Genomic DNA, 21,326 nt, shown 5'->3' with positions numbered 1-21,326 from the left:
GTCCGTATTTTCTGCTCATATTCCGATACATACGCTTATTTACTCATCAGTTCGATTAGTTTCTGCGCAGCTGCTTCAGCAAACTCGACGTCATTAATGGCACAATCGATTTCAATCAACTCGACAACATTTCGGTTTATCCCCTGTCTTAACGTATCAAATAACATTTCATCTTCTTCGGGACCGTAGAACACTTCCCCCTCCACATCAATACCTGATATGCCTTTGAGCGGCAGCATTAAGACGGTTTTTTCTTGCGCCATATTTAACTTTTCCACCAGCTTTTTGCCAATGGCTTCGTTTTCTTCTATAGTTGTTCGCATTAAAGTTACAGTAGGATTGTGCTTGTAAAACTGATGTCCCGCAAATTTCTCCGGTACCGTATCGTAAGGGCCAAAGTTACACATGTCTAATGCGCCTACGGATACAACCTGAGGAATATGATTTCGACTTGCAGCTTCTAAACGATTCGGTCCCGCATTCAAGACGCCGCCAATAATCTCATCCGCCCACTCTGTAGTGGTCAGATCTAAGACGCCTTCAATAAATCCTGCCTCTATAAGAGCTTCCATTGATTGCCCGCCTACACCAGTGGCATGGAATACAAGCACTTCATACCCTCTAGCCTCCAAATAGTTTCTGGCTGCCGTTACACACGGTGTAGTTACACCAAACATCGTGGTTGCAATCAACGGCTTCTTTTCGAACTCTTTTGCAGCTTCAAATTTAACCATACCTGCAATTGCAAACGCTGCATTCGTAAAAATTTTAGTCGAAATGGAATTAAGCCCTGCCACATCAACTATGGACGGCATCATCACAATATCGCTTGTACCTACGTACGGAGCCGTATTCCCCGAGGCAACTGTTGACACCATCACTTTAGGTACACCAATTGGCAAAGCCCGCATACCAGGTGTCACTAGTGCAGTCCCGCCTGTTCCCCCGAAGGAGATAATACCATCAAATTTACCTTGTTTATACAGTTCAGGTATAAGTTTTTCCATGCCTTTTGACAATACTTCTGTAGCTAAAGCTCTGTCTTTTTTGGCAGCAAGCGTTTTCATATTTACACCTGCGGCGGCGGCTACTTCCTCATTTGATACATCGGGCGTAAATGTAGGCTCAAACACACCAGTGTGAATCGTAAACGTCTGAAGATCCAAGCTTTCAAGCAAATGTTTGATATACAAGTATTCTTCACCCTTGGTGTCAAACGTTCCAGCAATTGCGATTGTCTTCAATGGATTAGCCTCCTTTTTCGTATAAATGATTCAGCCTGTACAGTGCTAAATAATAGTTTCGCGAACGTTCAGCATAAAAAAAGTATGATTAACTATGCATTAATCATACGGCTTTGGCTTATTTATGAGAACGCTTTTATGTCTTATGTTTTTGTGTTTATGTTAGATTTATATTGTTTTGGTGTGCAGCCTTTGTACTTTTTAAACATTTTACTAAACTGTGCGTAGTCTTGATAGCCAACTAATGGTGCCAGCTCTGATAACTGGATATTTTCGCGGCCCAATATTTCAGCCGCTTTATCCATCCGAAACTGCACGATGTACGTCTGAAAGCTGCAGCCTACTTTTTTAGTAAACAAACTACTTAAATAACTTCTCGATACATGAGCCACCTTAGCTAAATCTATAAAAGATATCTCATTTCTATAATTCTGAGCTACATATTCCTTCACAAATTCAACGTAATCGTAGTGCTTTGTAACACCATCCAACATTTTAACCATTAGGTCATCTTCGTCCAGCTTTCCTGATCCTTTAAAAGCTTTTGTAATGTTAGTAATGGACTTCTCCGATGGAATTCGCTCAAAAGCTGAACCTCCGATGTAACCCATTAAATGCTCATTGTTGCTGTACATATACTGTACGTCAATTGGTGTCTTCACAGGGCCGCCATACACGAGCTTAATCAGGTCCGGCTTTAACTTATTGCATGTCTCAAATATTTGGGACGCTTTGACCTTGGCCGCTTCCAACGAGACTACTTTTTTGGCTCCCAACAATCCGCCTTCTGTGAGGCCTAAATGGGCACAAATTACATCAGCTCCAGCCTCTATCATCTGAACTGCTTGTTTGTTATCAAATACAAAGGCCACGGTAAACAGATCTTGTTGGTGGGCGATTCTAATCGATTCTACTTCAAGTCGATAATCATTTCCAGCTTCGCTGAGCGCCTCGCTAAATTGACCATCAATTAAGCCCACAGTAGGGTAGTTGTTAATTCCGGAAAAGCCCCTGTTTTTGATTTCAGTGATGTAAGTTTCCATATCCTTAGTAGGATCGGTCGCATTTAGCCCAAACAAAATAGGCATGTCCTTCACTAACGGGATGATCTCTTTAGTAGCAAAGTCCATTACCATATCGTTACTATTGCAAAATGGCAAAAAACCTGCGAGTGAGCTTCGTCCCATTTGACGAAATTTCCCTGAATTTAAAATGAGAATGAAATCAGCTCCGCCTTGTTTCGCATACTTGGCCGTTATTCCTGCACCTGTAGCCACACCAATAATGTGATTGCCCATTTTGATCTGGGAATGAAGCTGTTCCACAATCTCTACTCTTTTCATATTTTAAAATCCCCTTATTTCCGTGCCAAATCATCATGATGTGTGTATTAAAATAGCTGCTATAACTTCACGGTCCATTTCCTTAGCAATTGTTCTCCAACCGTTACCGATATTTTGTTCTTTTCAAGAAAGGGATAAACCTCATTTAAGTTAGCTGGTCGGTGTCCCGGGCCACCACAGCCGCAAGAATGATACGTAAAGCCATGTTGAAAAAGAATCTCAACCTTTCTCCACTGCTTAATATCGGATTGCTTTGGGGCTTTAAAATCATGCCCCATATCCTTCATAAGCGCTCCACACTGCGGGCAGCTATGCTTCATTTGGCTCCGTTCTTCCTCCGTCAGCTCATATTGGGATGTTTGTTTATATACTTTCCGGCATGCAAAGCATGCATAAATGTCTTTGTACGGACCATAAAGCCCATATCTGCACATGATCGTCCACTTCTTTCTATGTCTATATGATAGGTAACCTAAAGCCTGATTGGATCAGCGCTGTTTTGTGTTAGCGGAACGCCAGATACGGACTTTATCATCCGCCACATAACTTAGTCCTTGACACTTTATGAAGGGAATTCCCGTTCCTTCACAATCTCGCGCCTCGTCCGCTCGATCCCGCACCCAACCAAGGTCAATTCATATTTAGTTTCAAAAAATTACCAGAGATCAGGATACGTCGCCCTGTTATGATCTTTCATATTATCTTCGAACGGATGTGAAAGGTTCGTTTCCATCTTTTTTGCAGCAGCGCTTGTTTATGTTACCGATACGAATACCGTCGGGATACCTACAATAGGGTCAGTAAGTTTTTTTGAAAATATTTTTAATTAAAGAAAATAATTTATCAAAGAAGTTACTTAAATATTTGTTGACTAGGAAACCTACCAGAGCAAAGAATAGTGAAATAACTATTATAAACCCAAATAGTTTTAGTCCTAGTTCTATAGATTCCATTTAGATACAGCGTCTCCTTTTCATTTATGATTATATACATAACATGCACTTCAAAAGAAAGTCTTGTCTTGTAGAAAGTGAAATTTATACTTTCGTATTTTTTGTTTGCCAGAATTACGTCTATTTACAGTTGTAAAAAATATACTAGGAAATATGTACATATTGTGGAGTGTCGTAAAAAAAGGAGAAGGTTAGCCCAATGGTACGAAAATCTATTAGTTTATGTATCGCTCAATGTCTATCTATCGCTCTAATTTTACCGGTTGGAGCAATGGCGAGCGCAAGGGGAGCACTATTAACGAACACAATTGTAACTAAGGAGAATGTAAACCAAGTTATTAAATATCTAGGAATATCCTAGATATTTAATAACAGCAGATGCTTTTTCAGATGATCCGTTACTGTTACTGTCAGGGAATTGCATAAAATTCATGGTCCAGCTTTTCATCCAATCCAATGCGCCCGCAAATAACATCATGCTCTCGCTCATCTAATATGTCGAGGTTTCGATAGATTTTGCTCTTCCCGATCTTCAACTGAACCTTCTCAACGACATCGTCGCCATCAGTATCAAGAATATCGATCAGCGTAATTTCGAAACCTTCCTTATCCGTTCCGATCGGGTCATGTAGGGAGACATCCTTTCGGGTCTTCTTCAGGCTCCGAAGATGCATAAGTATTTCGTTCTCGATACAACGTGCAGCAAATGTCGTCAACCTTGAATCCTTGTTCATTTGAATTTTTACAAACTGGAATTGAGTAAGGCGAAACTATTTCGTAATATTGATACATTTCACACTGATATATAGTGCGATTAACAAAGCATTTGGTATGTTTGATGGGCAAACATTTCTATCCACGCACTCGCATAGAGTGCGACTTGCGGTTGCTCTTGACTGCTCTATGGAAAATTTATATGTTTCTATCCACGCACTCGCATAGAGTGCGACAGCGAGCATAATGCGCCCTACTCCCACAAGGCTTTTCAGGCCCAAAAGTGCGGATACCAAAATTCACAGTCAATCTTCACTGACAAAAATGGTCAAAAAGCCTACAAAGCCTTTTGTAGCAAGAGGTGCGGATCTCCTAGGGAATTCATGTGCACCTGAGATTCGCACTCAGTCTATTGTATCAAAGCTTAGCTCTAGTATCTCTTATCGACTTCAAAGAAACAAGTGCAACCAATCTTCTCTGCTGAGCTTACAATAACGCCTTTATTTTAATATTCATGTGTTGTTCCGTTCACCAACCTCTGCCGCAAACAACTAAAATAAACATAACCACCCGTTGGATGGGTGCTTATGTTTTAATCCACGTTGAGTAGCGAGGAAGCTACAACCTGTTTTTCACTATAATTATAGCTGGAGTAAACTTCAATGAGAGGAATCAAGCTTTCTTTTATGAAGCATTAGCAAGAATAACACAGCGATCATCGTACCATATAGTAATGATGCCCCTGCCACCCATAATTTACTAAACAGCGACGTCGATTCATAATCAACCATCACATTTATAATGCTATTTAATGGGGGAAACAATACTATTACACTTTTTAAGGCATCAGGCAGTTGATCTTTAATCCCTTGTACAGAAAGCGTAATGACAATGAGAACACTCAACATCAAGAAAGAGATGACGCGGGATCGAATGAACTTAGAACTGAACCAACAAGCTAGCGCGACCCCTAACCAAGTTGCAGTAATATGATAGATGAAGGACATGCCTAGTTCTTCGAGGCTAGGATTTCTATCAAATTTGTGGAATATGGCCGGATACAAAATCGCATATAACGCCAGCGGAATAGAAAACAACCAGCTATATAACAATTTAGACATATAAAGTTTGAGTAAACTTCCACTATGTAATAGGGTTACAGATTCCTGATTAACTGTTTCAATATCAATAAGCGTATAACTAATCACCGCGGAAACAATAAATAAAAATATGGTTGAAAATGCATAACTGGCCATCACTGGATTTGGAACCACACTATATACAAATAAGATACCTAGTATAAAAACAAAAGTAGGTGGACCGTACCGATAAGAACGCATGAAGCAAGTATGTATGAATGATAGCAGTGCAGTCATGGTTTCAATTCCTTTCTTGTTAAGTTGTTAATCTCTCCACCTTTATGTATAAATTCAAGTAAAAAGTCACGGTAATCCTTCTGCATAATGGTAAATAGGAGATGACCACTATCACATGTTTTCCAAGTAACATCAGAGAATAATCCAGAAAGACGCTCCAAAGTCTCCTGTTCCACTAAGCCTTCCAATTCAAAGAAAACAGTCGATTGATCTGAAAAATTTTGTGTATTATCCATCCATATTCGTCCTTGTTTGATCCAGTATGTCCTACTCTCCAATTGACTTGCTAATAACGGATCATGAACTGCTGCAAGTATTGAAGTGCCCTGAGATTTTATTTTCTTCAATGAGTTAAGTAAGTGGGCAATAGATTCTTTATCTAAACCTGAAAACGGCTCATCCAATACAAGAATATCTGGTGTTTTAATCATCGCTTGCATTAGGTTCGTTTTTTGCAACATTCCTTTAGAAAAATGAGTCATGTTCAAAGTATGGCTCGGTTCAAGACTAAAAAACTCATGCAATTCCCTAATGCGATTGTTCAGATTTTTTTTGGGTATATCGGATATTCTCCCCATGTGTGTCAGGTACTCAGTAGACGTCATCCTTAGTTTTGAGAGTCGGTCAGGTGTGTAACCAATAACTAAATTAGAATGCTGCAGTAACCTTTCTCCCGAACTTATAGGAATTAACCCACTTACTATTCGGAGCATCGTACTTTTTCCGGAGCCATTGTTCCCCCTCAGCATTATACAGTCTCCTCTGTTAATCGTAAGAGAGACATCTGTTAACACATCTCTATTTCCGTATTTTTTTGATACTTCTTTTAGTGTTAATAGTGCGTTCACTGTAATTTATCCACCACCTTTTACAAAAATCACTATCGTTATATGTTAACATGATAATATAATTAAAGGAATATAATGTATTCATGGGCGTTGTCAACGCAAAACACCTCCAAGATTGTCTCCATATCTTACGACAGGATTACATTCTCTTGAAGGTGCATTAATTTGTCTCACACTATGAGGTCAGTCACCTACCATACCGGCATGCCGGCATAGTTTTTTTATATTTTTCACCGCTTCACCTTATAAAACTCATGGTACAGCTTCATCAGCGCTCGTTTCTCAATTCGAGATACATAACTGCGGGAAATCCCCAGTTCCTTCGCTATCTCACGCTGCGTCCGCTCCTCCCCGCCCCCATCCAATCCAAAGCGGCCGCGAATAACTTCTTGCTCTCGCTCATCTAATATGTCGAGATTCCGATAAATCTTGCTCTTCTCGATCTTCAGCTGCACCTTCTCAACGACATCGTCGCCATCCGTACCCAAAATATCGATCAGCGTAATTTCATTCCCTTCCTTATCCGTTCCGATCGGGTCATGCAAGGAAACGTCCTTACGGGTCTTCTTTAGGCTCCGAAGATGCATAAGTATTTCGTTCTCGATACAACGTGCGGCAAATGTCGCTAGCTTCGTGCCTTTATTCGGCTGAAAGCTTTCAATCGCTTTAATTAAGCCGATCGTTCCAATCGAGATCAGATCCTCCAGGTCCTCGCCAGTATTGTCAAACTTTTTGACAATATGAGCCACAAGACGGAGGTTATGTTCAATAAGCATATTACGTGAGTGAGCGTTACCTTCGGCCATAAGCAGCAAATGCTTCATCTCTTCGTCCTCTGCCAACGGCTGCGGAAAAGCATTGTTTTTAACATAAGACACGAGCAGCGAGAGCTGTTTAATAAAGATTGCAATCGCTGCAAATAATCCCGTCATGTGTAGCCACCTCCAGCGTCTGACGACGTTGTGTTGTACAGCTTTGCCCTGCACGATCAGGTGTTTTCAGTCCGATCACGCCAAGCACAGTTATACATTGTATGTAGGCAGTGGCCCAGAAGTGCATGTACGGCAGGCACGAGCGATGGCAAAATTGTTAAGCACGATCGGACGAAGAATCAAAGTATGGATTTGCCCGAATGTAATCTCGCACGGCCATTAGTGCAAAGCCCAACAAATTTTCCCCCTTCCAGTGCTCCGGTTGCTCCGCCTGTGGATGATCCTTGCCCATCCCAATTCCCCACACTTTGTCGTAAGGACTTGCTTCTACCAACACCCGATCATCCGTTCCTAGCAAGTAAGCCTGCAAATTCAGATGTTGGGTGAACTTTAACCTATTCGCCTGCTCCACAATATGAAACTTATGTGCATCCCACACTTCATGATCAAAGGATGAAACCTTACGCCCCAATGCCTTAGCCTGATTCGGATGAGACTGTGCGAGTATCTGTTTACGGATAGCCTCGTCACCAAATAACTCCGCTTTTTTAGCCATCATATAATGCTCAGCTGTCTCGTAGCGAATCCCTGCTTCTTCAAATGAAGCCGGATACCATTGACTAAAACAAGAAGAGTCTACCCCGCCTGGCCTTTTTGGCGTGTGCCCCCAGAAAAACAAATATTTTAACCGCCGTTTTTGTGATTCTACGATTAAAGTCTGACAATCTAGTATCATAATTGCACGTTCCCCTTTTCTGCGCTTCCTCCATCCATTGTTGGATGAAACTCCCTTACCCTTCATTTCTAACTAACAAGTAAAGCTGCCGTACGAGACGGCAGCCTGCTCTCAAAAATTTTGTTGTTAGACGCGCTGCCACTCGCCTTCATAGTCCATGACGATCCCGTTGTCATCCGTATTCACTCTGGCCGTATAGCCGCTCTCTATGGACTTATAAATATAAGTATTGGCTGAGACACACTCATATTGCTGCTTCATCGGCTGAATCGATAATGCAGGGAAACGAATCCAAGCCGCATCAATTTGGGCTGATTGCCCTACGTCCAGCTTTAATCGACGGATAGGCAACGAGTTAGTCGCAGGAGTAACACCGATATCAATATCTTTGATGCCATTTAACTCAGGGAGCTCACGGCCATTTAAGGTCCAACGGTTAAGGTGATCTCTTACCACACTTAACGTTGAATACCCCTGCTCTTGCTGCACGTGAACTGCAACATGTGTCGTATTGCCGTTCTGATCGCAAAGCACTGTATATTGTATGGAGGATCTGCCGTTATCATTGGCACAAATAAGATTGCCTTTCATTCTCATGGCCGCTCCAAAAGTGACCTCACAATACTCCATCCCGTTATCCGGAATCCGTTTCCATATGACATGATGTACCATATCTTATCCTCGCTTAAAAGAGACCAAATCTCTTTTTGCATACATTTTTGCGATCCACCTGCACAATTTCGTTTACCCCGATCTTGTTCAGCTTGTCAAACAATTCATCTACGCCGTGTTTCAGCTTGTAATCCATTTCTTCTTTATACAATGGTATAAGACCGAAGAAGTGGACCTCCTTATCCTCTGCTAATGGCAGGCTAAAGAAAGCTTCCAACTCTTCTACCGTCGTAGGGATCGTTAACATCATGCCCGCCAGCTTCGTATTGTCTGCAAAGGGTTCCGCTGGATCTCCGTTCGGAATCGTATGTGCAGCATACAGCCAAGTATCATACTCGTGTGGCATTCTAGCGAGTGTCTTCAACCAACGGACAGGCCAGTAATTGACTTCCTCTTGAAACGCTTCCTCAGATACTTTCCAAGAAGCCGGTAAACAGATCATCAATTCGGCATATTTAAAATTTTCTGCTCCTTCCGGCACAGTCATCGGAAGATTACTCATCCCGCATGTCACCAACGTATAATAGTTACGATCCGGTGTAGGCGGCACAAAAAGAATATCTAAGTGCACTAAATCCGAAATGATTTCATGAAATACACCTTCAACGGGACCAATATACGTTTCTACATGCTGTGTGATCTTTGCTATTGCTTCTTCATTCCCTGTAGCCAGCTGGAATTCATGCTGTCTAGTCTCATGTCGGTAAATCGGTTGTCCTGAAGCAGATAGTTCTTGGCTACTCATAGAAGCCTCCTAGTAAATATGTATGATGTACGGGCTATCCAATTAGGTAGAATAGACCCAACTACTAATGTACTATGATTCCCCCTTGATGGAAATGATTTCTTTTACTTTTGTCTAATTTAACTGGCTACAACTTGCGTCTTACGTTAGGTATCGTCAGAACATTGGCGCACAATCTGCTGCCCAAATAAGCTGACCTGTTTACACAGCATCAGCTTATCGTATCTCTTAAAAGGGCCTATTTATAAACATTTACGTATAAGTTAGGTAAAATAAAGAGCGTTAAACTACGTGCCAAGCAGCTTTAAGCAGACAGGTTTGTTCGCAATCTCTATACATACGCCTGTATATTCAGGTATGCCCTCATTCAGCTTAAATAAGGTGACGGAATCTGAATTCTGATTAGCCGCGAGCAGGTAAGTGCCATCCGGTGCAAGTGCAAAGTTGCGCGGGTAAGCCCCTTCCGTTGCCGTGTGAGCAGCGAGAGACAACGTCCCGTCTGCTTGAATGTGGAACACGGCGATACTGTCATGTCCGCGATTTGAACCGTACAAATACTGTCCTTCCGGATCAATATGAATATCTGCGCAATACGATTCTCCCTCATATGCTGCCGGCAGTGTAGACACGTTCTGAATCAACGTCAAAGATCCATCTTCACGCGAGTAACGGTATGCCGCAATTTTGGAGTCTAGCTCACCGATTGCATACACCCACGGCGCAGTCGGATGGAATACTACGTGGCGTGGTCCCGCCCCGCCTTCTGTTGCTGTCGTCGATTGCAGCTCCAACGTTCCGTTTATCCGATCAAGCTTATACACAAACAATGCATCGCAGCCTAAATCAGGTACGATCCAGAAAGGAGATTGCGGCATTGGGAAAATGGAATGCGGATGTGGCGCTTCTTGACGGTCAAGCCGAACACTGCTGCCAGAATGCTGCACGTGATGGCTCATCTTCTGGATGACACCCTGTTCATCAATCGGATATACACACACATTCCCGCTAGAATAGTTAACAGCAAGCAGCCATCTGCCGGACTCATCTACGCTTAGATGACAAGGATGATCCCCTTGGGTCTTCTGCCTGCTAATCTCCTCTAGCTGTCCGGTTGACGGGTCTAGCCGGTAGGAGACCACGCTGCCATCCACCGTCTCGCTGGCGGCATACAAAAAATGTCGTTTCGCATCAATGGTTAAAAATGACGGACTATCAATACCTGCAAAGCCTCGCAGCAGATTCAAGCTGCCCTGCTCCGTATCCAATGCCAAGAGCTGGATGCCTTCTTGATCCTCTGGGGAATACGTGCCCACATACGTATAATACATACTCATAACAGCTACCTCTCCTCTCTATTTCCCACTATGTACAACCAGTTCCAATCAGTCGGCCTATCAGCTATGTGTAAGCCAGCAAGGGGATGATCAATGGGGGACATTCCTAATCGTCCCTATTTCTCTATCATACTATAAAGTTCATGATTAGAAAGGATATTCATACCATCAACGACATTGACCTTTATGTTACCCTTCCAAGCTGCTTTCTTGCGCACTTTAACAGAACCCCCCTCTCGTAGAAACAAACCTTGCTAGCCGGTTGCTTACCTGCAAGATTTATATGTTAAACTACGGATAGGACCTCATGACATGGAGGTTTTTTATTATCGTCTGGAGGAGATTAGATGAACATGCTCATTTTAAAATGTAACCGCAATCATATAGGAGGTGAAGTCTACTATGAACCATAGCGACACTTGCACCGAACTTAGACGGTATGTCCAACGTCAGCTCGTCGCATTAGAGGAAGAGAAGCACTCGCTGCTAGATGCGATCTTTCCCGCATTTGGAGACAATCGTACACAAGCAGAACAAGTAATCAAACGCTATTGTTCTTGCATTCGTGAGCTGCTCAACCTGGAAAATGATCAATTGTGCAAGGTAGTACTGATTGGCAGTCAAGTCACAATCACCTACCTGGAAGATCACGACAGGGATTCCTTTACCATTGTTTACCCACAACAGGCAGAGCCCAATGAGAATCAAATTTCATTTTTGTCTCCTATGGGGAGACAACTACTCGCTGCGACTATTGGAAGTGTGCTGGCAATCGACACACCGGCAGGAACGATTGACATTCGGATTGACAAAATCAGCCTGGCTATAGAGGACATCGAAGGAGAAAGTCAACATGAACGTTAAAGCAGCAGATTTGCCGGGTATCGGCCGGAAATATTGTTTGCGTACAGCAGCAGGAGACACACTCATTATTATCGTTCATTTGGATGGTCGACGTGATCTTTTCCATATGAAAGCCGATGATCCTGATGAAATGCATTCCGTGGTTACACTTGATGACAAAGAAGCAGGTACGGCAGCAGCTATTATTGCCGGCCTCATCCATTAGTTACAGATGAGCCGCTTCGCTCGCCTATTATGTGGCAGAGCATAGTGGCTCATCCCGTTATATTCTTCTAGCTAACAATTAGAAGTCAGGTGGTCCGAGTTAAACAACCATCTCCTGCTTGTCCTCATGCCAACTTATCATCATGTTATAATGGACGAGTTATTTTCATCTTGAAAGGGGCTAACTAATGACTACAGATACCGCCTTAGTGTTAGGTGCGACAGGGCTAGTAGGCAGCGAGCTTATGGCACGAATCTATACGTATTATAAACGTGTCATCGTATTAAGCCGCCGAACGGTCACAATGCCCTATCCTAATGTTGAAATACACACGATCGATTTCGAGTATATGGACGAGTACGCCGCCTTGTTCCAAGTAGAAGACGTATTTTGCTGTTTAGGAACTACAATTAAGCAAGCCAAGTCAAAGGAAGCGTTTCGTAAAGTAGATTATACTTATCCCTTGCAAGCTGCAAAGCTTTCAGCAGCTGCAAATGTGCGTTCATTTACGATTATTACAGCGATGGGGTCCAGCTCGAAGTCAGCCTTTTTCTACAGCCGTGTCAAGGGCGATCTGGAAACCGAACTGCAAGCACTTCCCTTGCATGCGCTTCACATTGTACAGCCCTCACTAATTATAGGTGCGCGTCAGGAATTCCGACTCGGAGAGCGTGCAGCTGCCACCATCAGTCCCCTATTGTCGCCTATGCTGCGCGGCCCTTTAGCAAAATACCGCCCGATACAAGCTTCTGTTATATCAGAAGCAATGCTGTATGCAGCCAGATCGGGTCTTGGCGGCACGCACATTTATGCTTCTGATCAACTGCGCATCATGGCTGCCCAACTAAAAAATAATAATAATTAGCACTTCAGTATGCTGCTCACAAAATATGCAGCCGATAGATAGCAGTAGCAAGCACGGTGGAATTCGGATAAATAGATACAATCGTTGCTGTAATCGATCCCCTATCGTTCTAAATCGCCTTTTATTCGTTCTTATCTGTCTTTGCACGTTATACTCCCCTGCTGCCATGCGTTATGATAGACAACATGAAGCAGCGCTTCATTCTTTCAATCGCTGAGTGCTCTAATACAGAGCAGCGGGGGAACCACTCAGGGTCTAACGATCCTACATTGGGGTGAATCCGGTAGTGTATACCGGTAGGGCGACTCCTTCGTCCGAATCCGTCAGCTAACCTCGTAAGCGTTACGGGAGAGACTTGCAAACTGGCAAACAGCCTATTTGCATCATAACAAAGTCTGGAGGGATGAAGATGGACGAAATGCATACATCAGAACTCATCATTAATCGCATTGAATTGTATCAACTAGCCAGTATGTCACGCTTGTCCGCTATGGATGCGAACACACACCACACGACCGCATTACCTATTATGATTATTTTAAAATTAGTAAGTGGAGAGGCTCAAGGCTGGGGGAAAATAACTTTGCTGCCTGCTGAATCTCACTTTGATCTTCAACGGTGGGCACGGCAATTAGAACGGTTAAAAGGCAAGTCGGCAGTGGGGGCTTTGATGTTATTGGCACAAATGAAAGCTTCATGGTGCGAGGAGAAAATACAGTTAACCGAACTAGCACTAGCGAATCTGTTGCAGCATTCATCTTGTCGTTATTGCCCTCAGCAAAGCATGCTGATCACCCGCTGCCAAGCCTATTACGGAACCTTATAAAGCAGCTTTTAATAAATGGTTAAACGGCCCAATAGCCACTTCACACATGAGCAGGACTGAAGCCACTAGCCGCAGTCCTGCAACTGTTATTTTTAATAACAGCGCCATACTATGGCTATACGACTACCCTGCATATTCCTCATACGCTACTCTCGCCAGCAGCTCATCCCACACCTCATCATTCAACTGCTCTGTGTCTAGCGAAACGACACATACATGTTCCAAATTCCAATCTATTTCTATGATACCAGGATGATCCCCATGTAGGACAAGCAAAATATGAAATTGATGTTTGACATAACTGCGCAGTTGCCTTTCCAACTCGACAACCTCCTCGTATGTCCCCTCAATACGAATAAATAACAACCACGGCACAACCGCTGTTTTTTCCAAAAAACGCTGAATCCTGCGATCGTACATCGCTTTAACCTCAGGATAGGATACCAAATGATCTGGTGTATTATAGTCTTTCGGGTAATCATGCACAGAATAAATATCATATACCTTATCCCGTAACATGAGACATCGATCTCCTTGGTCATAACCTGTAAATTCAAGGTTGTCTAGCTCCATATAGCCAGCAAATCGATTGCGCAGCAACAAATTAACGTTTGATAGGTGTACGGAACGATTCCAATCCAGCATACCCCCAAACTTTCTTAATCCGAGTCGGTGCAACTGAATAGCTACTAAACATTTTCGGCCCATACTATATATAGCATTATAAGAACGTTCTAAATGCTCCCTCTTCACCGTCGTCACCTCTTGTCTCCGTCCGTATACTATACTGTATGGCGGCTTGGCTAAAAGGTACGGACTCTCGTCTGCATGAACTTCTTAACGATCACGAAGCGTCTGTGTTAATCGTTCCATACACCGCTCAAAAGAGCGAAGCTCGCTGCTGCTAAACTCTCCTTGTAGCTCCATATAAATAGCTTCATGTATTTTGGCCTGCGTGTCATAGGCGATTCGCCCCTTGTCTGTTAACGATACAAGAACGATGCGAGCGTCTGACGGATGGGTATTGCGAACGACAAGTTCCTTTCGTTCCAAGCGAACCATCATCTGGGAGACAGCTCCCTTCGTGACGGATAACCGATCAGACAACTCTCCCATTGCCACACCTTCATATGGCCCAATTGCTTCAATTGTATGAACTTCACTGAGGGATAAATCGTTTAGATCTCCGAATGACTTCGGATATCGTTCCAATCGCCGCAGCTGTAATATTAGCCGCCCGATCGCAAGATGTTCTGCCATAATAACCACCTTTCCAGCTACATAAATGATATAGAAGGATATAGAATGATATAATTTACACAATTTGTATACCTGTGCTTACATCGTCTACGTTACCTTGTTTGACTGGCAAAAGGGAACCCTCATTTCATAAACAATATGAACAAAATTAACGGAGATCGATAAAAGATATAAAAACGGTACATTTGAAGGTGCGACATGGGAAGTTTATTACAGGTCGTCATACGGAACGGATAAAATTTTATCTTGTTGCTCCAGTTGTGTACTCATGCCAAGCAAAAAAACCGAGGACTGATTAGACGACTGTTATGTACAAAAAGAAGGACACTCTTAGCAAGTGCCCTCTTAAGTATCCTTAAATTAAGTTCTCATTTTTATGATTGGAGTTGATACTGCCGCTTCAAGTTATGTAATACATCTTGCTCCAGCCACTTAAGCTCCCTGCATCTGCCAATAATCTCGTTTAGTGGAAAGCTGCCGCCTGAGCGATAAGCGTCGAGATCCGCCAGATTGCCCTCTAACAATCCAATAATACGATGCACATCAGCCACTTGCTTGGCCTCATATATCTGTGCCACGAGCAGAAAACGAACAAACAAACGGCGAGCACTCGCAATAAAATGGAACGCATCATATACGTGCCCAGCCAGTTGTTCCGTTCCCTGCCCGTTCCGTCCGATCTTCACCACGTATTCTTGTATATAGTCATAAAAAGAAAAGTCATCCTCATAAGCATCCAGCCATTTCCGATATCGCTCCAGAAATGTGTGACGATTCGGCGCATTTGCCAACTCACGATTGATATCACTAATCATCAGCCCTTTCGGGTGCTTGGACCACTGATTATCATCAAAACCTACCTGAACGATAGCATGTGCGTAGTAGTCATAAAAGTCTGGCTGAGCATGGTCCTGAATAAACCAAAACGTCCCCTCAACGGTATCGCTTACCCCCGTAATCATCACGTTATGAGTTTCGTGCAGCTTCTTGTAGGAATATACACGATGCTCAAAATAATAACCGTTAATAAACAGAAACACGACGCGACCTTGTCCCACCCATTTACGCAAATCATCTGCCGCCGCTTCAAAGCTTTGATAAGGATACATATGCATAGACACCCCGAGCAGAGGCAAGTCATGCTGTAATCTCGCGCCACACGTAGAGGGATAATGCCAACGATTATCTCTCTTTTGAATAAAATGCTCGAATATTCGGGCACTTGGCTCCCAAGTGGAATAGAACAGCCATTCGACGGGAATCCGTTCATTCGCAAAATAACTTATAACATGGCCTTCTGTGCAATTTAAAAAAGACTCATCGTATCGCGGGATAAGCGCCTTAACATTTGCGCTCTCCTTGCGCTGGACTTTAGCACGTTCCAGAAGATCGCTAACAGTCACGAACTGATAGCCTCTTGCCATAAGCAGCGGCAATAGCTGACGAATTGCCTCTACTGTTTGGCCCCGCTCTCCTCCAGCATCGTGCAACAACATAATGGACCCGTTCTCCACATGATCCAACGCCGTTTTCACCAACACATCAGATCCTGGCAGTTCCCAATCCATCATCTCAAGCGGATCAGACCATAAAATGACGGTATACCCCATCTCTTCAACTGCATTCAGCACTTCATCGTTGTATTTCCCGTATGGCGGTCGAAATAAAGCCGTATGTTGGCCTGTGATGGAACTGAGCAGTTCTTCTGTTTGTCTAATCTCTGCTTGTACTTGTTCTATCGTAATGGTAGGAAGTTCTGGGTGGCTGTACGTATGATTGGCAATCTCATGTCCTTCCTCATATGCTCTTTGCACAAGCTCAGGATAATTCACTGCATTTCTGCCTAGCGAGAAGAACGTAACTTTAGCACCATACTCTTTTAAAATGTCTAATATAATGGGGGTGTACTGGGGATCAGGTCCATCATCTAGCGTCAGGCATACATAACGACACCCTTCGTCTGATAGGGGTATCTCTTTAACGATACGTGCTTCGGGAGATCTGGAATCTAACACGAACATGTTGTCTCAGCTCCTTGTAATGGGGTTTACTGTGAAAGGGATCGCTATCATAGTGTGGGTCTAAGGAGTCATTTTAGTAGATAAAACGTTGTTTATGGAAAAATACCATCTATTAATTGGAGTGTCAATAAAGACGTTCATTGTCAAGTTGCAATACTGTAAGGTTCCAGTAAGGGGATTCCCTCGACCTCACTTGTTTTTTGCATTAGGATGTGAAATATAACATAAAGAAGAGACAACTTGGGAGTGTGACAAATGACAAAACTTACAGGCAAAAAACGTTTACAAATGGTTTTGGCAGTGGCAATGGCATTTAGCTTAATCGCAGGAACTTTGACCAATGCGGGCACGACATATGCCGCACCAACTGCTGAATCTACTTCAACTATAAAGACGACGTTCCAGACACCTGAACAGGTGCAGGCGCACGTTAAATACGAGATTGATGCCAAGCTTGACACCGATAATATGACGATTACGGGTAAGCAAACGGTAACCTATCGTAATACCTCATCTGACAAATTAAACGACGTTGTGTTCCATCTATTCGCAGATGCACACCGTTCCAAAGATACGCAACCACAAATGTTTGCCCGTACAAACGAAGAGCTAACCAAGCAGCATCCTGACAAAAAACCAGCCGATTTCCTAGGCGGTATCGATATTACTGGCGTTAAAGACTCCACTAGTGGTCGCACATTAACGACAATTAATGAACAGCAGTCCTTAACGGTACAATTGGAGAAGCCTCTTCTCAAAGACGAAGAAGTGACACTCGTTTTAACCTACAAAACGAAGATTCCATTTGGGGCGCAGCGCCTTTCTTACCAGAAGGATATTATTAACGGTGCCCATTGGTTCCCTGTGATGTCGGTTTATAATGAACAGGCCCACGCTTGGAACAAAGTACCTTACAGCACCACATTTGAATCGGATTATTACGATGTTGCCGATTATAACGTTCGTTTGAATGTGCCGGACAAGCTCCAGCTTGCTATGCCTGGTCAAATGTCCGAGCAGCAAGCAGAAGCAGGCCGCAAATTAGTGTCCACCAAGTCAGACAAAACACGGGAGTTCGTATTTTTCTCAAGCGAAAAGTATCATAAAGCCAGCAAAACAAAAAATGGACTTACCGTGGAGTATGTATACTATAACGATAATAACGATCCAGCTAAGACTGCCGTTATTAACCAATATATAGATCGTGCGTTTCAAGCAATCGAATTTTTTAGTAGCAAATTTGGCAAATACGACTATCCCGATTTCCGTATAGTTGAATCCCATGTTGAGGGTGTAGCTGTTGAGTTTTCCCGAATGATTCAAATGGGACTTGTATCCTCAAAAGCTGTACCTGAAAATGACACTGCCTTTGTCCATGAGATCGCTCACCAATGGTTCCACTCCATTATTGGTAACAATTCCGAGCAGGAGTCATTTTTAGATGAAGGATTCGCTGATTTCGCGATGACTTATTTCTATAATGAACAGGGCAGCAAGAGCAGCGGCTTTGATAGTGTTCGTTTTGATGACTATCCGATGGACGTTGCCATAAATTCTGATAACCATCATGTTGGCGATTCGCCAGATGCTGTATATTACAAAAAGGGACGCCTTGCTATTTATGAGCTGTATCGAATGGCTGGAGCTGAACGATTTGACACATTTATGAAAGAATATTTCAATCGATATGCCTATCGCAACGCAACCGTTAGCGGGCTGCTGCAGACGATAGAAGATCAATTGGGCAAATCCATACGCGACCGTATGGACGCTAACCTGAACAAGCCTAACTTTGAGCTAAAGCCGGAGTATCAAATGTCTGAAGCTGAAAAGCAAGCCTTTATGAAATTTTCCATTAAACAAATGTTCGACAGCGTAGATGAATCGAATCCGCAGCTGCCAAAAGAGACGATATACAAGCTGATGCTTAAGGCGCTTCATGACGAACCGCTTACAATCGTCGTGGGAGATCCCGCCAGTAAGGAAGCTAAAGCGCAGCAGAATATGCTCGCTGCACAGCTGCAATCGATGTTCCAATCCTTTGGCGTGAAAGCAGATGTCATCCATAACCGCCAAACCATTAAGAAACAGTTGGAGACAACACTGGCTAAAAGTAACGTTATTGTAATTGGCAATGCCAAGCACAATGCATTCACTCAAGCCTTGCAAGCAAGTGTTATCGCTAATTCTGCACGCACTGGCTTCGACTGGAAAGAAACGATGAACAAGCCAGGTCTTCAAGGTGCTTATGGCCTGCTGCATCCTTACAACAAGGAACGAATGGTCGTCCATTATTTTTGGACAGATGACCACCTCTCCAAAGAGGGGGCAGAGCCTTTTATGACAGGCATCGGGCCTAAAACCTTGATGGTAACCAATCATTACTATCCGTTTATCGTGCAAAAGTCCGACGGGTCAATCTGGAAGCAGAAAAAGTTCGAGAATCCAATCGCCAAACTATTTGAAGATTCGGAGGATTCAAATTAACACTTCCTTCATTTGCAGGACGGTCTACACTCCGATACAATAGAATTATCACGAATTGTAATGGTGCCCTGCTAATTGCATAGCAGGGCATACCGTCTGAAGAAGGAGTGATCCAAGTTGGCTAATACCCATACCTATTCTAGGGGTGAAGAGATTGCGAATGCCATCACGCATGGTATAGGCGTAGTCATGAGCATCGCAGCACTCACCTTGCTCATCGTATTTGCAGCTTTGTATGGCGGACCGATTCATATCGTCAGCTTTACGATATACGGCGTTACGATGCTGTTGCTTTATACAGCCTCAACGTTGGTACACAGTTTTCCTGAGGGGAAAGTCAAAGATTTGTTCGAGACGTTTGACCACTCGTCCATATACCTCTTTATTGCCGGCACTTACACACCATTAGTGCTAATCGCACTTCCGCCCAAGCTCGGGTGGACCTTGTTTGGTATTGTTTGGGGAATTGCGGTCGGTGGTGTCATTTTTAAAGCTTTCTTTACGAAGAAGTTCCTATTCGCCTCTACTGCTCTGTACATCGTAATGGGCTGGATTATTGTGCTTGCCTGGGAGCCGCTTGTAGCGACCATGCCTGCAATCGGATTAAATATGTTAATTACAGGAGGAATTCTGTATACGGTCGGCACGATTTTTTACGTATGGCGCGGATTTCCATTCCATCATATGATTTGGCATTTGTTCGTATTAGCGGGATCACTCGCACACTTCTTCTCTGTACTGACACTTGTCCAAATTCCATAAAAGATTAATCCTGTCCTGCTTTCCTTGTCTGGTGCAGGACTTTTTTGTGTCTGTCTATTACATAAATCCATACAATTGACGTTTATTGCACACCATTCGCCTATATCTGTGCATAGCCTGTAGCGAGGGGATTGGTTATAATGGATATGCCAAAAAGATACGTAAGGATGGAAAAGCATGCATAACCTACTAGAACGTTATCGTCAGTTGCGTGAATTAATTTCAGAATCTTCCTTGAAGTGCGATGAAATGTTAAAGCAGCATACTTATACCCGGATGGGCGGCAAAGCCGATTTGTATGTCACACCTGCTAACTATGAAGAATTACAGCTTGTTTTGTCGTTTGCCCGCACACATCAATTACCGTTGACGATACTCGGCTTCGGTTCTAACCTGATCGTGAAGGATGGTGGGATTCGTGGCATTGTCGTTAACTTGAATCACTTTAATGCCATCATCCGTGAATCGGATACCCTGATCGCACAAAGTGGCGCAGCAATTATCGACGTGTCCCGCTCTGCCTTGACGCATCACCTGTCCGGCTTAGAGTTTGCCTGCGGCATCCCTGGCTCCGTAGGAGGAGCCCTGTACATGAACGCCGGAGCGTACGGAGGCGAGATTGCTGATGTACTCGTTAGCGCCCTCGTATTTACTCCAGAAGGCGAACTGCTGCGCTTAACTAAAGAGCAGTTGGAACTAAGCTACCGGCACAGCAACATCGGTACGAACGGTTACATCGTACTAGAGGCTACGTTCCAGCTTGTCCCAGCGGAACACGATACCATTAAAGCAAAGATGGATGAATTAACCGAGCAGCGTGAATCCAAGCAACCGCTGGAATACCCTTCGTGCGGGAGCGTGTTTAAGCGCCCACCGGGATACTTCGCAGGAAAGCTTATTCAAGATTGTGCGCTGCAAGGCGTACAGATCGGCGGAGCGCAGGTCTCAACAAAGCACGCGGGCTTTATCGTGAACGTCCAAGACGCCACGGCAAGCGAATATATTGCGCTCATCCGTCATGTACAGCAAACCGTGAACGAACGGTTCGGTGTACAGCTAGAGACGGAAGTTCGAATTATCGGGGAAGACGAATAGATGGTGCACAAATAACGTTAAAGCAAGCCGCACAGTGAAAATAT

Annotated in this window: 20 protein-coding genes, 1 pseudogene and 1 riboswitch; of the genes and pseudogenes, 7 read left to right on the top strand and 14 right to left on the bottom strand. The window is 43.5% G+C overall.

The window, feature by feature from the left end:
* Positions 1 to 35 precede the first annotated feature (35 nt).
* From H509_RS0109445 to H509_RS0109385, 11 genes and pseudogenes are all read right to left on the bottom strand, one after another.
* Positions 36 to 1,244, bottom strand: a complete 1,209-nt coding sequence (locus H509_RS0109445; protein WP_028544866.1) for a Tm-1-like ATP-binding domain-containing protein — start codon at positions 1,242 to 1,244, stop codon at positions 36 to 38.
* Positions 1,245 to 1,387: 143 nt separating this feature from the next.
* Positions 1,388 to 2,587 carry a phosphoenolpyruvate hydrolase family protein gene (locus tag H509_RS0109440; RefSeq protein ID WP_028544865.1) on the bottom strand — a complete coding sequence of 400 codons (1,200 nt, stop codon included), beginning with the start codon at positions 2,585 to 2,587 and terminating at the stop codon, positions 1,388 to 1,390.
* Positions 2,588 to 2,646: 59 nt separating this feature from the next.
* The gene (locus tag H509_RS0109435) at positions 2,647 to 3,021 is read right to left on the bottom strand and encodes a hypothetical protein (RefSeq protein WP_028544864.1); all 375 of its coding nucleotides are present in this window, start codon (positions 3,019 to 3,021) and stop codon (positions 2,647 to 2,649) included.
* 965 nt (positions 3,022 to 3,986) lie between these two features.
* A pseudogene (locus H509_RS24810) lies at positions 3,987 to 4,259 on the bottom strand (RNA polymerase subunit sigma-70); the annotation flags it as partial.
* Positions 4,260 to 4,913: 654 nt separating this feature from the next.
* On the bottom strand, positions 4,914 to 5,528 hold the full coding sequence (locus H509_RS0109415; RefSeq protein ID WP_245596015.1) for a hypothetical protein: 615 nt from the start codon (positions 5,526 to 5,528) through the stop codon (positions 4,914 to 4,916).
* 98 nt (positions 5,529 to 5,626) lie between these two features.
* Positions 5,627 to 6,424: an ATP-binding cassette domain-containing protein gene (locus H509_RS28555; protein WP_281169736.1), complete on the bottom strand. Its 798-nt coding sequence runs from the start codon at positions 6,422 to 6,424 to the stop codon at positions 5,627 to 5,629.
* A 284-nt stretch (positions 6,425 to 6,708) separates the two neighbouring features.
* A complete protein-coding gene (sigK, locus tag H509_RS0109405; protein WP_028544861.1) occupies positions 6,709 to 7,410 on the bottom strand; it encodes an RNA polymerase sporulation sigma factor SigK in 702 nt (233 codons plus the stop codon).
* A 157-nt stretch (positions 7,411 to 7,567) separates the two neighbouring features.
* Entirely contained in the window at positions 7,568 to 8,146 is a 579-nt protein-coding gene (locus tag H509_RS24805) for a riboflavin biosynthesis intermediates N-glycosidase (protein ID WP_051286921.1), read from the bottom strand.
* 126 nt (positions 8,147 to 8,272) lie between these two features.
* Positions 8,273 to 8,818, bottom strand: coding sequence for a putative glycolipid-binding domain-containing protein (locus H509_RS0109395; RefSeq protein ID WP_028544860.1), 546 nt, complete (start codon positions 8,816 to 8,818; stop codon positions 8,273 to 8,275).
* A gap of 13 nt (positions 8,819 to 8,831) precedes the next feature.
* A complete protein-coding gene (locus H509_RS0109390; RefSeq protein ID WP_028544859.1) occupies positions 8,832 to 9,563 on the bottom strand; it encodes a suppressor of fused domain protein in 732 nt (243 codons plus the stop codon).
* A gap of 287 nt (positions 9,564 to 9,850) precedes the next feature.
* On the bottom strand, positions 9,851 to 10,897 hold the full coding sequence (locus tag H509_RS0109385; RefSeq protein ID WP_028544858.1) for a lactonase family protein: 1,047 nt from the start codon (positions 10,895 to 10,897) through the stop codon (positions 9,851 to 9,853).
* A gap of 402 nt (positions 10,898 to 11,299) precedes the next feature.
* Here H509_RS0109385 and H509_RS26730 point away from each other — a divergent pair, with 402 nt between their 5' ends.
* From H509_RS26730 to H509_RS0109360, 4 genes are all read left to right on the top strand, one after another.
* Positions 11,300 to 11,761, top strand: a complete 462-nt coding sequence (locus tag H509_RS26730) for a GreA/GreB family elongation factor (RefSeq protein ID WP_051286920.1) — start codon at positions 11,300 to 11,302, stop codon at positions 11,759 to 11,761.
* Positions 11,751 to 11,966 carry a cation:proton antiporter regulatory subunit gene (locus H509_RS24795; RefSeq protein WP_036697108.1) on the top strand — a complete coding sequence of 72 codons (216 nt, stop codon included), beginning with the start codon at positions 11,751 to 11,753 and terminating at the stop codon, positions 11,964 to 11,966. The genes H509_RS26730 and H509_RS24795 overlap by 11 nt, the downstream gene beginning before the upstream one ends.
* A gap of 187 nt (positions 11,967 to 12,153) precedes the next feature.
* Positions 12,154 to 12,831, top strand: coding sequence for an NAD-dependent epimerase/dehydratase family protein (locus H509_RS0109365; protein WP_028544857.1), 678 nt, complete (start codon positions 12,154 to 12,156; stop codon positions 12,829 to 12,831).
* A gap of 201 nt (positions 12,832 to 13,032) precedes the next feature.
* Positions 13,033 to 13,188, top strand: a riboswitch (cyclic di-AMP (ydaO/yuaA leader).
* A gap of 52 nt (positions 13,189 to 13,240) precedes the next feature.
* On the top strand, positions 13,241 to 13,657 hold the full coding sequence (locus H509_RS0109360) for a hypothetical protein (RefSeq protein ID WP_028544856.1): 417 nt from the start codon (positions 13,241 to 13,243) through the stop codon (positions 13,655 to 13,657).
* Positions 13,658 to 13,780: 123 nt separating this feature from the next.
* On the opposite strand, the gene H509_RS0109350 is transcribed toward H509_RS0109360, so the two are convergent.
* The 3 genes from H509_RS0109350 to H509_RS26725 all read right to left on the bottom strand — a co-directional run bounded on the left by H509_RS0109350 (position 13,781) and on the right by H509_RS26725 (position 16,938).
* On the bottom strand, positions 13,781 to 14,410 hold the full coding sequence (locus tag H509_RS0109350; RefSeq protein WP_028544855.1) for a DUF1796 family putative cysteine peptidase: 630 nt from the start codon (positions 14,408 to 14,410) through the stop codon (positions 13,781 to 13,783).
* A gap of 84 nt (positions 14,411 to 14,494) precedes the next feature.
* Positions 14,495 to 14,917, bottom strand: a complete 423-nt coding sequence (locus H509_RS0109345; RefSeq protein ID WP_036696877.1) for a MarR family winged helix-turn-helix transcriptional regulator — start codon at positions 14,915 to 14,917, stop codon at positions 14,495 to 14,497.
* A gap of 374 nt (positions 14,918 to 15,291) precedes the next feature.
* On the bottom strand, positions 15,292 to 16,938 hold the full coding sequence (locus tag H509_RS26725) for a polysaccharide deacetylase family protein (RefSeq protein ID WP_051286919.1): 1,647 nt from the start codon (positions 16,936 to 16,938) through the stop codon (positions 15,292 to 15,294).
* Between the two features lie 255 nt (positions 16,939 to 17,193).
* Between H509_RS26725 and H509_RS0109335 the strand changes: the two genes are divergently transcribed.
* The 3 genes from H509_RS0109335 to murB all read left to right on the top strand — a co-directional run bounded on the left by H509_RS0109335 (position 17,194) and on the right by murB (position 21,282).
* Complete coding sequence (locus tag H509_RS0109335; protein WP_028544853.1) at positions 17,194 to 19,425, top strand: M1 family metallopeptidase; 2,232 nt, start codon at positions 17,194 to 17,196, stop codon at positions 19,423 to 19,425.
* 117 nt (positions 19,426 to 19,542) lie between these two features.
* Positions 19,543 to 20,187, top strand: a complete 645-nt coding sequence (gene trhA, locus H509_RS0109330; protein WP_028544852.1) for a PAQR family membrane homeostasis protein TrhA — start codon at positions 19,543 to 19,545, stop codon at positions 20,185 to 20,187.
* A 177-nt stretch (positions 20,188 to 20,364) separates the two neighbouring features.
* On the top strand, positions 20,365 to 21,282 hold the full coding sequence (murB, locus tag H509_RS0109325; RefSeq protein ID WP_028544851.1) for a UDP-N-acetylmuramate dehydrogenase: 918 nt from the start codon (positions 20,365 to 20,367) through the stop codon (positions 21,280 to 21,282).
* Positions 21,283 to 21,326 lie beyond the last annotated feature (44 nt).

The organism is Paenibacillus taiwanensis DSM 18679 (genome assembly GCF_000425125.1).
Taxonomy (GTDB): Bacteria; Bacillota; Bacilli; order Paenibacillales; family Paenibacillaceae; genus Paenibacillus_B; species Paenibacillus_B taiwanensis.
The sequence above is the reverse complement of the archived record's forward strand: the minus strand, read 5'-3'. Positions and strand labels throughout refer to the sequence as shown.